Origin of the sequence: Arthrobacter sp. HS15c (assembly GCF_040812005.1) — a bacterium.
Taxonomy (GTDB): Bacteria; Actinomycetota; Actinomycetes; order Actinomycetales; family Micrococcaceae; genus Arthrobacter.
The window spans coordinates 241,916-254,662 of the sequence record NZ_JBFOHM010000009.1 but is presented as its reverse complement, the minus strand read 5'-3'; the positions used below and the strand labels follow the sequence as shown (position 1 = coordinate 254,662).

The 12,747-nt window shown below is 68.0% G+C and carries 11 protein-coding genes; 5 read left to right on the top strand and 6 right to left on the bottom strand.

Annotated elements, in window-relative coordinates; genetic code table 11:
* The first annotated feature begins 8 nt into the window (after positions 1–8).
* From ABV518_RS16645 to ABV518_RS16635, 3 genes are all read left to right on the top strand, one after another.
* Positions 9–2,357 (top strand): beta-galactosidase, encoded by a 2,349-nt coding sequence (locus ABV518_RS16645; RefSeq protein WP_367768874.1) that lies wholly within the window; start codon positions 9–11, stop codon positions 2,355–2,357.
* Between the two features lie 51 nt (positions 2,358–2,408).
* A complete protein-coding gene (locus ABV518_RS16640; RefSeq protein ID WP_367768871.1) occupies positions 2,409–3,278 on the top strand; it encodes a helix-turn-helix domain-containing protein in 870 nt (289 codons plus the stop codon).
* Positions 3,279–3,423: 145 nt separating this feature from the next.
* A complete protein-coding gene (locus ABV518_RS16635; protein WP_367768868.1) occupies positions 3,424–3,798 on the top strand; it encodes a VOC family protein in 375 nt (124 codons plus the stop codon).
* A gap of 95 nt (positions 3,799–3,893) precedes the next feature.
* Here the strand turns inward: ABV518_RS16635 and ABV518_RS16630 are convergent, their stop codons facing one another.
* Positions 3,894–4,295 (bottom strand): RidA family protein, encoded by a 402-nt coding sequence (locus ABV518_RS16630; protein ID WP_367768865.1) that lies wholly within the window; start codon positions 4,293–4,295, stop codon positions 3,894–3,896.
* A 190-nt stretch (positions 4,296–4,485) separates the two neighbouring features.
* Between ABV518_RS16630 and ABV518_RS16625 the strand changes: the two genes are divergently transcribed.
* Positions 4,486–5,121, top strand: coding sequence for a dihydrofolate reductase family protein (locus ABV518_RS16625; RefSeq protein ID WP_367768861.1), 636 nt, complete (start codon positions 4,486–4,488; stop codon positions 5,119–5,121).
* Between the two features lie 41 nt (positions 5,122–5,162).
* Here the strand turns inward: ABV518_RS16625 and ABV518_RS16620 are convergent, their stop codons facing one another.
* From ABV518_RS16620 to bioB, 5 genes are all read right to left on the bottom strand, one after another.
* Positions 5,163–6,332 (bottom strand): cytochrome P450, encoded by a 1,170-nt coding sequence (locus tag ABV518_RS16620; RefSeq protein ID WP_367768858.1) that lies wholly within the window; start codon positions 6,330–6,332, stop codon positions 5,163–5,165.
* Positions 6,329–7,006 carry a dethiobiotin synthase gene (bioD, locus tag ABV518_RS16615; protein ID WP_367768855.1) on the bottom strand — a complete coding sequence of 226 codons (678 nt, stop codon included), beginning with the start codon at positions 7,004–7,006 and terminating at the stop codon, positions 6,329–6,331. The genes ABV518_RS16620 and bioD overlap by 4 nt, the downstream gene beginning before the upstream one ends.
* Positions 7,003–8,202, bottom strand: coding sequence for an aminotransferase class I/II-fold pyridoxal phosphate-dependent enzyme (locus ABV518_RS16610; RefSeq protein ID WP_367768852.1), 1,200 nt, complete (start codon positions 8,200–8,202; stop codon positions 7,003–7,005). The genes bioD and ABV518_RS16610 overlap by 4 nt, the downstream gene beginning before the upstream one ends.
* Positions 8,199–9,575, bottom strand: a complete 1,377-nt coding sequence (locus ABV518_RS16605) for an adenosylmethionine--8-amino-7-oxononanoate transaminase (protein WP_367768850.1) — start codon at positions 9,573–9,575, stop codon at positions 8,199–8,201. Before ABV518_RS16605 ends, ABV518_RS16610 begins: the two co-directional genes overlap by 4 nt.
* Before the next feature lie 268 nt (positions 9,576–9,843).
* Entirely contained in the window at positions 9,844–10,869 is a 1,026-nt protein-coding gene (bioB, locus tag ABV518_RS16600) for a biotin synthase BioB (protein WP_367768847.1), read from the bottom strand.
* 182 nt (positions 10,870–11,051) lie between these two features.
* On the opposite strand from bioB, the gene ABV518_RS16595 reads away from it, so the two are divergent.
* Positions 11,052–12,701 carry a LuxR C-terminal-related transcriptional regulator gene (locus tag ABV518_RS16595; protein ID WP_367768843.1) on the top strand — a complete coding sequence of 550 codons (1,650 nt, stop codon included), beginning with the start codon at positions 11,052–11,054 and terminating at the stop codon, positions 12,699–12,701.
* Positions 12,702–12,747: the final 46 nt, after the last annotated feature.

Here is a 12,747-nt window from a genome sequence, read left to right as displayed (position 1 = left end):
AAATCCGCATGCCTTCTGAACAAAAGACCCTTGAGCTGCTCTCCGCCATGCACCGGCCCCACGAGCTGGGCCTGCAGTCCCCGGCGATGAGCAACGGCCTGGACCCTCACAACATATGGCGGCTGACCAACCACTACATCGAATGCGCCGGCCTGCCCGCGTTGCCGGTCTCAGGGGAAATCCATTACAGCCGCCTGCCGCGGACCCGCTGGGACGAGAGGCTGCGGCTGATGAAGGCCGGCGGGATCACCGTCGTTGCCTGCTACGTGTTCTGGATCCACCACGAACAAACCGAGGGTGAGGCCCGCTTCGACGGCAACCTGGACGTGGCCGCCTTTGTCAGGCTCTGCGCTTCCATCGGCCTGGACGTGGTCCTGCGGATCGGGCCCTGGGCCCACGGCGAGGTCCGCAACGGCGGCTTCCCCGACTGGGTGCAGGCTGCTGCCGTCGAACACCGGACCAACGACCCGGCTTACCTGGCATTGGTGGAACGCTGGTTCAGCCACATCGGCGCGGAACTGAGGGGCCTGACCGGTCCGGACAGCAATGTCATTGGCATCCAGCTGGAAAATGAACTCTACGACCAGCCCGGACATATTACGGAACTCAAGAGGATTGCCCGGGCAGCAGGACTAATCGCTCCCATCTGGACCGCAACGGCCTGGGGCGGCGCCGACATCCCCGAGGACGACGTGATGCCAGTCTTCGGCGGCTACGGAGACGGCTTCTGGGTGGACGCAGCGGACCCTTGGGACCCGACCTTCCGGCAGCACTACTTCTTCAGCCACCAGTGGGATGACCCCGGCATCGGCGCGGACCTCCGCGAACACCTGGCCGGAAGCGAAGCCGCACCGCCCCGGTCCGCGTCCACCCTCTACCCTCCGGCCACCTGTGAGCTGACCGGAGGCATGGCAACGGCGTATCAGAGGCGGCCCTGGCCGAAGGGCAAAGACGTTGCCGCCGTTGCCAACAACAAGATCGGCAGCGGCTCCGGGTGGCAGGGCTATTACATGTTCGCCGGTGGAACGAATCCTCCGGGCGGACTGCAGGAATCCCAGGCTACGGGTTACCCGAACGACCTCCCGGTTTTCGACTACGACTTCCATGCCCCCATCGGCGCCTCAGGCAGGCTGGCACCGAGCTTCGGCGAACTGCGCAAACAGCACGCCTTCCTCGCCGCTTTCGGGGAACGCCTCGCCCCCATGCCTTCGACCCTTCCGGACAACCTCCCCACCGGAGTCGACGATGCACAGACGCTACGCTGGGCCATGCGGTCCGATGGCCACTCCGGATTCCTGTTCGTCACCTGGCACCAGCCCCACGTCCCTCTGCCGGACTACGCCGCAGCCCGGTTCAGGCTGTCCCTCGGCGAACGGTCAGTGAGCTTTCCCCCGACACCGCTCGCCATTCCCGCCGGGACGATCGCACGCTGGCCCTTCAACCTCGAGATTGCCGGCGTACGCCTGCAGTGGGCTACGGCATCACCCCTGACCATCCTGGGCCCCGAATCCACACCCACCCTGGTCCTCGCCGCTGAAGCCGGGATTCAAACGCAGCTTTGCCTGCCGGAAGGAACCACGCTGGACGGGCCTGCCGCCGCATTGGGTGGAAACGTCTACGCCGTCGACACAGTAACCAACACCGCGCCGCCAGTCACACTGTTGGCCACGTCCCAACACGGCTCGTTGGCCATCCTTGTTTTGCCCTGCCCTGTGGCGGATCAGGCGTGGGTCCTGGAAACGCCGCAGGGACGGGAACTGGTCCTGTCTGCCGATCCGCTCTGGGTTGGCGCCACTGGAGGCCTGGCCGGCAGGTCGCAGGGGTCGCCGCACGCCCGCCGCTATTCCACGCATTCAAACCAGTTCCAGGACGTGACCACAGAAACCACGGAACCCCCGATGCGCCGGCAGCACGTCCCTGCGGAACGGATCCGTTCCGCCCAGGCGGTCCCGGCTTCCTTCGGCTCGCTGGCCGGCCGGGCAGCAGCGCCCACTGACGCTGTCATCAACGAACTGGCAGAGGTCTACCGGCTGGACCTGACGGCGGCATCCCTGACCGGAGAAGAACACACGGAACTGGAGGTCACCTGGGCCGGAGACGTCGCCAGGCTGATCATCGACGGCAAAGTGGTTGCTGACCGGTTCTGGGACGGTTCTTCCTGGGTGATTTCAACCAACGACGCCGGGATGCACCCTTGCTCGGACATCCGGCTCCAGATCCTTCCCCTCCCGAAGTCAGCAGAAGTTGGAATGCCCGCCGAGGCCCAGCGCCGGCGCGACGCTGTTGCGGGCGACCTGTCCTCCTTGGACACGGTGGAAGTGCTGCAGTGGACCAGTTGGGACGAAATGCCCTCCTGACGTACGCTCCCGGTGCCATAGTATGGACATTTCGTGTCGGAGGGAGCGCACTTGGAGCGGGCAACGGGATTCCAGAACCAGCGCTTGGTGGTAGTGCCGCGCCCGCTGGTCAGGGAGGCGCTTCTCCGTCCGATCACGCGGCACCTGGTGGTCACCGACGCAGGCTTCTTTCCCGTCGCTGAGGCGCACGGTCGGCACCGCCCCCAGGGCGCGAAGGAAACCATCATCATCCTCTGCGTCGCGGGGAAGGGGTGGGTTGAAACCGGCGGTTCCCGGTTCGACGTCGGGAAGGCCACCGCCGTCGTACTCCCCGGCGGCACGGGGGAACCCCATTCCTACGGTGCCTCCGCTGCTGACCCATGGACGATCTGGTGGTGCCATGTCCTCGGTTCCGATGCCGCCGAACTCGTCGAAGAATCGGGAGTGCGCCCGGACCGGCCCATCATTCCGCTGGTGGCGGTGGACCGGCTGACGGCCATGCTGGACGAGATCATTACTGCCCTGGAACAGGACCAGTCGCCCGCGCGCCTGGTAGCCACGGCAGGGATGGCCTGGAAGCTGCTCACCACGCTGGCCGTCGACCGCCGCCTCCCTGAACAGGGAACGCCCGTGCAGCAGGCCATGAAGTTCCTTGAGGACCGGGTGGATGGTGCCGTCCGGTTGCCTGACCTGGCTGCCGTCGTCGGCGTCTCATCGTCGCAGCTGAGCAAGCTCTTCCGGGAAGCCACCGGCGGGGGAGTGCTGGCCCACCACACTGCCCTGAAGATGGCGCGGGCGAGACTCCTGCTCGATACGACCGATCTGACGATAGCCCAGGTAGGACGCGAGATCGGACTGGATGATCAGTTCTATTTCTCCCGCCAGTTCCGCCGGATGCATGGGGTGAGCCCCAGCGCATACCGGGCGGTAGGTAAGGGCTGAACCGGACCCCTTGGGAAGAAGCCGAGGAACGTGACGGCAGTACAGCTCAGCCGCCGACCCATGCCTAGGCGAAGGCCCCGGAATCCCTCGGCGCCGCCAGTGGGTTCCGGATCCAAAACCTTCTGAGATGCATTAGGGTGGCGGCATGAAACTACGCCTCGAGGTTGTCCAGGTGCCCGTCTCCGACGTGGACCGGGCCAAAGCCTTCTACACCGACAAACTCGGCTTCGTGCTCGATCACGACGTCGAACACATCCCCGGCATGCGCGTCGTCCAGCTGACCCCGCCGGGCTCATCCTGCTCCATTGTGATCGGGACCGGCATGACGTCCATGGTTCCGGGAAGCCTCGAAGGACTGCAATTGGTGGTGCCGGACATGCCGGAGGCGCGTACCGAACTCCTTGGCCGGGGAGCCCCCATCAGCGAAGCCCAGGACATGGGCGGGTTTGCCTTCGCTTACCTCAGCGATCCGGACGGCAACCGCTGGGTCATCCAGGAAATCCCACCCAAGGCACCATAGCCCCCGGCGCTCGGGAGTCTCGAACAGGGCTGGCCGTGATCCGGCTGGCAGCGTCGAGCGTCAGCGCAGTCGATAGTCGGGGCACTACGCGGCTCTCACTGCAGCACGGCGGCTACTGCGCTGATCTCGACGAGCGCGCCGGGCACTCCCAGCCCGGCCACACGCGCCGCGGTGACCAGTGCCGGTTCGTCGGATGCGAGTTCGACCGCGATCGCCCCGTAGCCCGCGGCGAGGTCTGCGCCGTCGACGAAGAGCACTGTCCAGTGCACGACGTCGGCGAGGGTGGCGCCGGCCGCGGCGAGGGCTGTCCTTGCGTTCTCGAGGGCGCGTGCAGACTGCACCGCCACGTCGCCCTCTCCGATAAGTGCACCGTCGCCGTCGACGGCGTTCTGGCCGCCGACATAGATGGTGGTCGCGCCGGGCGGAACGATGGCGACGTGGCTGAAGGCCGGGCTCGAGACAAGCCCCTGGGGGCGGATGCGCTGTATGGGTGCCATCCCTGTATGGTCTCATTGACCGCCACCAAAGGGGGAGGCCCAGGCCGCGCTTTTCCCACGACCAACCACGGCCCCCTTGAAGGTCCGGGCGCCACGGGGCTAGCATGGCCCCGCGCGGAGGTCCCGTGCCCAGCGGCCGCTGGACTGGCGCAAAGCAGACACTGTCATCAGTCACATCGAGGAGACGGTCATGGGCGATACAACAGCAGCGGCCTCATCAGCAACCCTGATGGTGGACCTGATCATTTCCCTGGACGGGTATGCCTCAGCCGAGGGATGGCCTGGCTGGTGGGGCCTGGAGGGCCCGGAATACCTGGCGTGGCTCGGGCAGGAGGGGGAAAAGAACTACACCTTTCTTCTCGGGGCGAACACCTACCGGCTGATGTCCGGCATGTCGGAGGAAGCCGCGGCTGAAGGCTCAGGCTTCACGGAGAATGAGGGGGCCAGCCTTTCCGGCCTGGCCGCCGTCCCAAAGGTGGTCTTCTCGTCTACCCTGCAGGCGCCCCTGACATGGCCGAACTCGACTCTGGTCACGGGTGACGCGGTGAAAGCCGTGGCGGAGATGAAACGGACGGGGAGCGGAACCCTGAGCACGCTCGGCAGCCTTAGCCTCTGCCGGTCACTGCTGACTGCTGGCCTCGTGGACAGGTTCCGGCTGGTGGTCTTCCCTGTGATCACGGGCCGCACCGGGAAGGAGCGGATTTACGACGGCTATCCGGACGTCGCACTCGAGATGGTGGACAGCAGGACCTTCGACGGGCGGCTCCAGCTGCTCGAGTACGTGCCCACACTGCTCAACGGTCCGCCCGGCAGCGGCCCTGCCTGAGCTATTCCGCGGAGCCGATCTCCGGCATCAGCCCGCTTGGCTCACTCCCGGCTTTCTACTGTGACGGTCCGGGGCGCCTGGAATGACAGCAGCCTGATCCAGTCTGGCCGGTAGTTCTGCAGTAGCACTTCCGGCAGGGCAAGGGCGGCTTCCTGGACAACTATGGCGGCCTCCAGCTCTGCGAGCTTGGCCCCGAGGCAGCGGTGGATGCCCGACCCAAACACCAGGCCAGGTCCTCTGGTTTGGCCCGGCCGGGCAGCCTGCGCAGCCATGGCCGGGGCCGGTGCGGTGATGCGGTTGCCGCTCAGTTCCAGAAGGATTTCGGTGCCGGCTGGGATCAGGCCGTCACCGAGCTTCGTCTCGTGGGCGGCCACCCGCCGCCAGGTGGGGACCGATGATTCGGTGGCGAGCACGTGCCGGACCATGGCCCTGGAGCCGCCTTCAGTATCAGCGTCAGTCCAGGTGACAGGCGCGGAACCCTCAAGGAGACGGAAGAGGGTGGTGCTGATCAGCTGGGTGGTGGTTTCCTGGCCGGCGATCAGCAGGAAGTAACCCAGCGAACACAGTTCCGGCGTGGAGAGGCCGTGTCCGGCCAGGGATTTGAACAGGTTGCGCCCCGGAGCCGCCACAGCTTCCGCTACGAGCTTCCGCAGCCAGACGTAGAAATCGGCGGCGCTGTGCGCCAGTTCGAGCTGCCGGTCCTCGTCGGGCCAGCCCCAGAACAGCTCCATGGAGTCAAGGCCCCACCGCTTAAGGTCAGGAAGGTCCCGAACGGGCAGCCCCAGGAGCTCGAGCATCACGACCGCCGGCGGAAACGCCGCGACCGCCTGCACCAGGTCCACCTGGCCCGAAGCATCAAGGCGGTCCGCGGCGTTCCGCGCCGCTTCCTGTGCCAGTTCCCGGATCCGAGGTTCCATGGCTGCCACTGTGGCGGGGGTGAAGAACCCCGCCACGACCTTGCGGATCCCGGCGTGCGAGTCAGTGTCGTTGCTCGCCAGCACGGGCGGCAGCGCAAAGCCCACCCGCTGCAGTACGCGCAGGGCGGGCCCAGCCAGCGTGGTCACCGCAACGAGGGCATTCGCCGGGCTGAAGTCGGCGGGCCGGTGCAGCACGTCACGGACCGTGTCCGGGTCACGTACCACCAGGTACGGGCACCGCGCCTGTCCAGAAGTTTCCGCCAGAGGGGCCGCGGCCGTCATCGCCGGGTTCATGCGGGCAGGCCGTTCAGCCAGGCAGCTGCGCCGGCACGGAAATCGGCTGGGGAAAGTTCCGCCGCGTGCTCCGGGAGGGCGCCGAGAAAAGGCACCCGCAACGACCCCAGCACCTGGCGGTTGCTGTGGTGCACGTGTTCGGGGCTAGCGGGCCAGCTGCCGAGCACCAGCCCCAGGACGTGAAGTTCCCGCGCAGCCAGTGCTTCGAGGGTCAGTGCGGTGTGGTTCAGGGTCCCGAGCCCCGGACGGGCGACGAGCACAAAGGCCGCCGCCAGGATGCATCCGAGGTCCGCCAGGGTGCCGCCGTCGGAATCCAGTTCCACCAGCAGGCCGCCGGCGCCCTCAACCAGGACGTGGTCGTGCGTCGCCGCGAGTTCGCGGACCCGCCCGGCGTGCGCTGCGAGCGCGGGCAGCTGCTTTCGGTCGACGGCGGCAGCGGCGACTGGTGCCAGGGGCTGCGCCAGGACGACTCCGTTTTCTGCCGCCACGGTGCCGGCGAGCCGCATAATTTCGGCCGTATCGGAGTCGCCGTCGGCGGCTCCCGACTGGCACGGTTTGTACACCGCCACGCTGCGCCCCGTACCCCACAGGACGGCGGCGAGGGCCGCCGTCGTGATGGTTTTTCCGACGCCGGTGTCCGTTCCGGTGACCAGGATGATGCCGGGCAAGTTCATGGACGTTCCTCCAAAATGCCGCGCAGCACTGCGCAGCTCTCCTCAATTTCCGCAGGGGTCAGGGTGGCGCGGGCGGTGAGCCGCAGCCGTGAGATCCCGTCCGGAACCGACGGTGGGCGGAAGCATCCGACCCGGACGCCGGCCGCGCGCGCGGCACCGGCGGCCGCTAAGGCTGATTCGGCCGATGGCATGGCGACGGACAACACGGCCCCCGCCGTTTGCTCGACCGCGGGACCGTCGACGGCGGCCCGGTCGACGTCGGCGCCGCGGGCCCCCAACGCCGGGGCGAGCCCGGCGGCCAGCGCCGCAGCGTTGGTTCGGACGGCTTCCGCCCGCCAGGGCTCATCCCGGATGATCCGCACCGCGGCGAGGGCGGCCGCGGCGGAGGCAGGCGCCAGTCCGGTGTCGAAGATGAAGCCGCGCGCCCGGTTGACGAGGTGTTCCCGCAGGAGGCCAGAGCCCAGGACCGCGCCGCCCTGGCTGCCCAGTGCCTTGGACAACGTCGCGGTCACGACCACGTTCGGGTGCGCGGCCAGGGCTGTCCCGGCCGCCGAGCCGCGGCCTTGGCAGGTCCCGGTGCCGTTGACTCCCAGGCTGTGCGCCTCGTCGATCAGCAGTACGGCGTCGTGCTCCACGGCCAGGGCCAGCAGCCCGGCGAGCGGGGCTTCGTCGCCCAGCACGCTGTAGAGGGATTCGACGGCGATCAGCGCCCGCGGTTCCGCCCGGTCAGCCAGCATCCGGCCGGCGTCCGCCACGCTGTTGTGGGTGAACGATTCGGTGCGGGACCGGCTGAGGCGGAAACCGTCGATCATCGAGGCGTGGCAGTGTTCGTCAGCGACAATCAGGGTCCCGGGTCCGCCGAGCGCCGTGATCACGCCGATGTTGGCCAGATAGCCGGAAGAGAACACGAGAGCCGTTTCCATCCCGGCCAGGGCGGCAAGTTCCTGCTCAAGTTCCAGATGCAGCCGGGTGGTTCCGGCCACCAGGCGCGAGGACGTGGCACCTGCGCCCCACCGCCAGGCCGCTGCCGCGGCTGCCGCGGCAACCCGCGGGTCCGCCGCGAGGCCCAGGTAATCGTTGCTGGCCAGGTCGATGAACCGTTCGTCCGCGTCACGGGGGAGCGGGCGGCGGACCAGGCCACGGCGGTCGCGGACGGCGGCCTGCCGTTCGAGCCACTGGGTCATGGAGGTGCTCATGCCGCACCCCCGGCCCGTTCGGCGCCCCCGGCCAGTGCCGGGACGCGACCGTGGACTTCGGCGATGGCCGCGGTCATGCCCGCGGTGATCTGCTCAATGTCCGCCGCGGTGCTGATGTACGGGGGCATGGTGTAGACGAGGTTCCGGAACGGCCGGACCCAGACACCGTGCCGGATCGCCGCGGCGGTCACGGCCGTGACATCCACGGCGTGGTGCAGCTCAATGACTCCGACGGCGCCGATGGTGCGGACATCCCGGACGGCTTCCAGGTCCAGTGCGGGCGAGAGCCCTGAATCGAGGCCGGCGCCGATCCGGGCGACGTCGGTCCGCCAGCCGCCGCCGGCGATGATGCCGAGGCTGGCGTTCGCTACCGCACATGCCAGCGGGTTGCCCATGAACGTGGGGCCATGCAGCAGCGCCCCGGCCGCGCCGCCGGAAACTGTCGCCGCAATCTCACCGGTGCAGAGCATGGCGGCGAGGGTCAGGTATCCGCCGGTCAGGGCCTTGCCCACGCACATGATGTCGGGCACGACGCCGGCATGATCGGCCGCAAACAGCTCGCCGGTCCGCCCAAACCCGGTGGCGATCTCATCAAAGATGAGCAGCAGGCCGTGCCGGTCGGCCACCTGCCGCATCACTGTCAGGCATTCGCCCGGGTAGGCGTGCATCCCGCCGGCACCCTGCAGGACGGGCTCGACGATGATCGCGGCGAGTTCCCCGGAATGCGCAGCCGCGATGTCCTCGAGGCCGGCTGCCCATGCCTGCATGGATTCGGGCGTGGCTGACGACGCCGCCGGGGGACGCGGCGCAAAGACATTGCCGGCCAGCAGGCCCGGAAACGCTGAGTGCATCCCGTCCACGGGATCGCAGACGCCCATCGCCGCGAACGTGTCGCCGTGGTACCCGCCGCGGATGCTCAGGAACTGCTGTCTCCTCGGGTGCCCGGACGCGGTCTGGAACTGCACCGCCAGCTTCAGCGCCACCTCAACGGCCACCGAACCCGAATCCGCCAGGAACACCCGCTCCAAACCCGGCCGCGCGGGCGCCGATGGGGCCATGTCCATCAGCCGCTCGGCAAGTTCCACCGCCGGGGCGTGCGTGAGCCCGCCGAACATCACATGGCTGAAGTTTTCCAGCTGCCGATGAGCGGCGGCGTCCAGCACCGGATTGCGGTAGCCGTGGATCACCGACCACCACGAGGACATCGCATCCACCACCTCGTGGCGGGTGCCGTCCTCGTCCAGAAGCCGCAGCCGCACGCAATCGGCCGCCTCAACCTCCCACAACGGAAGGTCCGGGGACGCCGGCGCGTACGGGTGCCACAACCGCGCGCGGTCCCGCTCAATCAGGCCAGGCTGCGCCCCGCCGCTCATGGTGCCAACACCCCGTGGCGGGAGCATTCCGCCGACCAGCCCAGCGGTGTCACCTGGACTTTCATCCGCCGGTGGCAGGCGGCGCAGTAGCGCGGCGGCTCCATCGCGAGGCGCTCGGCGCAACGGCGGTGAGCGTCCGACGCCGGGCTGGTGCCGCCGTCGGACGGCTCACCGCAGTGCCCGCAGAACTGAGCGGTAGTTGAGCCCGCGGCAGCACTGATGGCTGAGCCTGCTGTAGCACCGGTGCTTGAGCTTGTCGAAACCCCGTTCATAGTGTCTTCTGGAGTTCCTTGATGGGCATGTTCAGTTCGACCAGGAGGTTCAGGTCCGCGGTGGCCGGCCGGCCCAGGGTGGTGAGGTAGTTGCCGACGATGACGGCGTTAATGCCGCCCATCAGGCCTTCGCGGGTGCCGAGGTCGCCGAGGGTCAGTTCCCGGCCGCCCGCGTAACGCAGCACGGTGCGTGGCATGGCGAGACGGAACGCGGCGATGGCGCGGAGGGCGTCCTTGCCGTCCATGATGCCCTGGTTTTCCAGCGGCGTGCCGGGGCGGGGGTTGAGGAAGTTCAGCGGGACTTCGTGCGGTTCCAGGGCGGCGAGCTGGGCTGCCAGTTCTGCGCGCTGTTCCAGGGATTCGCCCATGCCGATCAGGGCGCCACAGCACAGTTCCATGCCCGCGGCTTTGACCATGTTGCAGGTGTCGAGGCGTTCTTCGTAGCTGTGCGTGGTGACGACCTCGGGGAAGTAGCTGCGGGCTGTTTCGAGGTTGTGGTTGTAGCGGTGCACACCCCACTCCGCGAGCTGGTCCACCTGGCGCTGGGTCAGCATCCCCAGGGAGCAGGCGATGTTGATGTCCACTGCTTCGTTGATGCGGTCAATCGCGAACTTGATCTGGTTCATCAGTTTGATGTCGGGGCCGCGGACGGCGGCTACGATGCAGAACTCGGTTGCTCCCGTGGCGGCGGTCTCCTTCGCGGCTTTGACCAGCTCGGGGATGTCCAGCCAGACGCCGCGGACGGGCGAGTCGAACAGGCCTGACTGGCTGCAGAAATGGCAGTCTTCGGGGCAGCCGCCGGTCTTGATGGAAATGATGCCCTCCACCTCGACGTCCTCGCCGCAGTGTTTGAGCCGGACTTCGTGGGCGAGCTGCAGGGCTGCGGGCAGGTCGCTGACCGGCAGCCGGAGGATTTCCAGGAGCTGGCTTTCGGACAGGCCGATGCCCTGATCCAGGACCTGGTAGCGGGCGGTTTCGAGAATGGTGCCGGGTCCGGCCTGGAGGTCTGGCTGCATCGTCATCGATAGTCCTTGGGGTGCGTAGCTGCGGATCTTTCTTCCGAACCGACGGTAGTTCCCTGTTGGACGCGGGATTTTGTGGGGTTTCGACAAGGTGGTGAAGCCGATATTGGACGGACCGGCCGCCTCCCAGGAATCTGCCACGCTCGCTAGGAGGGCGGCGACCGCGGGAGCAGAATGGATTCATGGTCGACGCCGCGGTTTCCGCAGGCCTTGCGGAAGGGGAACGCCTCCTTGCTGCTGCCGACTGGGCAGCGGCGGCGGATGCGTTCGATTCCGTGCTCGCAATCCATGACCATCCCATGGCCCACGACGGCCTGGCAACCGCCATGTGGTGGCTTCGGGACGTGGACCAGGCGATTGCGGAACGCACAGCAGCCTATACAGGCTTTCGCCGGGCAAGCCAGGAAGCGCGGGCCTGCCGCTCGGCACTGTGGCTTGCGCGCGAGTACGCCGAGTCGCTGGGAAACGAGTCAGTCAGCCGTGGCTGGCTTTCCCGTGCGGAAGGCCTCGCATCCCGCTTCCCTGACGGGGTCGACGGCGGCTGGCTGGCCGTGACGCGCGGGCTGCTGCGTGCTGACCCGGCAACGGCACGCGGCGACGCCCGGACCGCGCTGGCAGCTGCGCGCAACTGCGGCGATCCGGATCTTGAGGCAACCGCCTTGGCACTCCTGGGTTTGGGGACTATAGCCGCCGGCGACGTGCCGGAAGGCATGGCTCTGGTCGATGAGGCCATGGTGGTGGTCACCGCCGGGGAACTACGCGACCAAATGGTTTTCGGAGACATTTGCTGCATGGTTACCCGAGCCAGCGAAGAGGCCTGCGACACCTCCCGCCTGGGCCAGTGGAACAAGATCCTCCTGCGCTTTATGCAGAGCTCGGGGCATCCGGCACTCCTGGAATTCTGCGGCACGTGCTGCGCAGAGATCCTCCTCGCCTCCGGCGACATCGCCAGTGCTGAGGGCTGGCTGATCAAGACGCTCCGCGAGCTGGAACAGGGCGGCCACCGTGCCCGCTGCGTGCACCCGGCAGCAAAGCTCGCGGAGCTGCGGCTGCTCCAAGGCCGCGTGGAGGAGGCTGGCCGGCTGCTTTCAGGCTTCGAAGACCGCCCCGATGCGCTGCGGGCGTCCGCCGCGGTCCGCCTGGCAGCCGGCGACACAGCCGTGTCCGCGGCGCTGCTGCACCGCAGGATCCATCAGGTCGGTGACGGACTGCTGGCGGTTCCGCTGCTCGCACTGCTTGCCGAGGTCGAGCTGGAACAAGGCGTCCCAGCCCAGGCCCTGGCAACAGCAGAGCGCCTGGACGACGTTGCGGCCGCCACCCGCTGGCCCCGCGCCATTGCGTCATCACACCTGACGGCAGGTCGCGTCGCAGCCGCCGTCGGCCAAGCCGCATCCGCGCAGGAGCGGCTCGACGCAGCGATTGGAATGTTCGGCGGGCTCAACATGCCGCTGGAAGCCGCTAAGGCACGGCTCGCACTGGCTGACGCCTTGCGTGATTCGGATCCTGAGGTGGCAGTCCACGAGGCCCGGGTGGCCTTGGCCGCGTTCGACGAAGCGGGCGCCGGCGGCCTCGCCGACAAAGCCGCGGCGCTCCTCCGGTCCCTGGGTGGCCCCGCCGGCACCGGACCGAAGACCCTGGGCCTGCTGTCGCGGCGGGAACGCGAAGTCCTGGCGCTGCTTGCCGAGGCAATGACGAACGCCGAAATCGCTGACCGCCTTTTCATCAGCGCCAAGACGGCGGAACACCATGTGAGCAGCATCCTGGCCAAGTTGCAGCTGCGCAGCCGTGGCGAAGCCGCCGCCTTCGCCCTGCGCAGCTCCCTCCGGGATTAGGGCCACAAATGGGGGATGCCCCCCATCCTTTCGCTTGGCCCGCGAC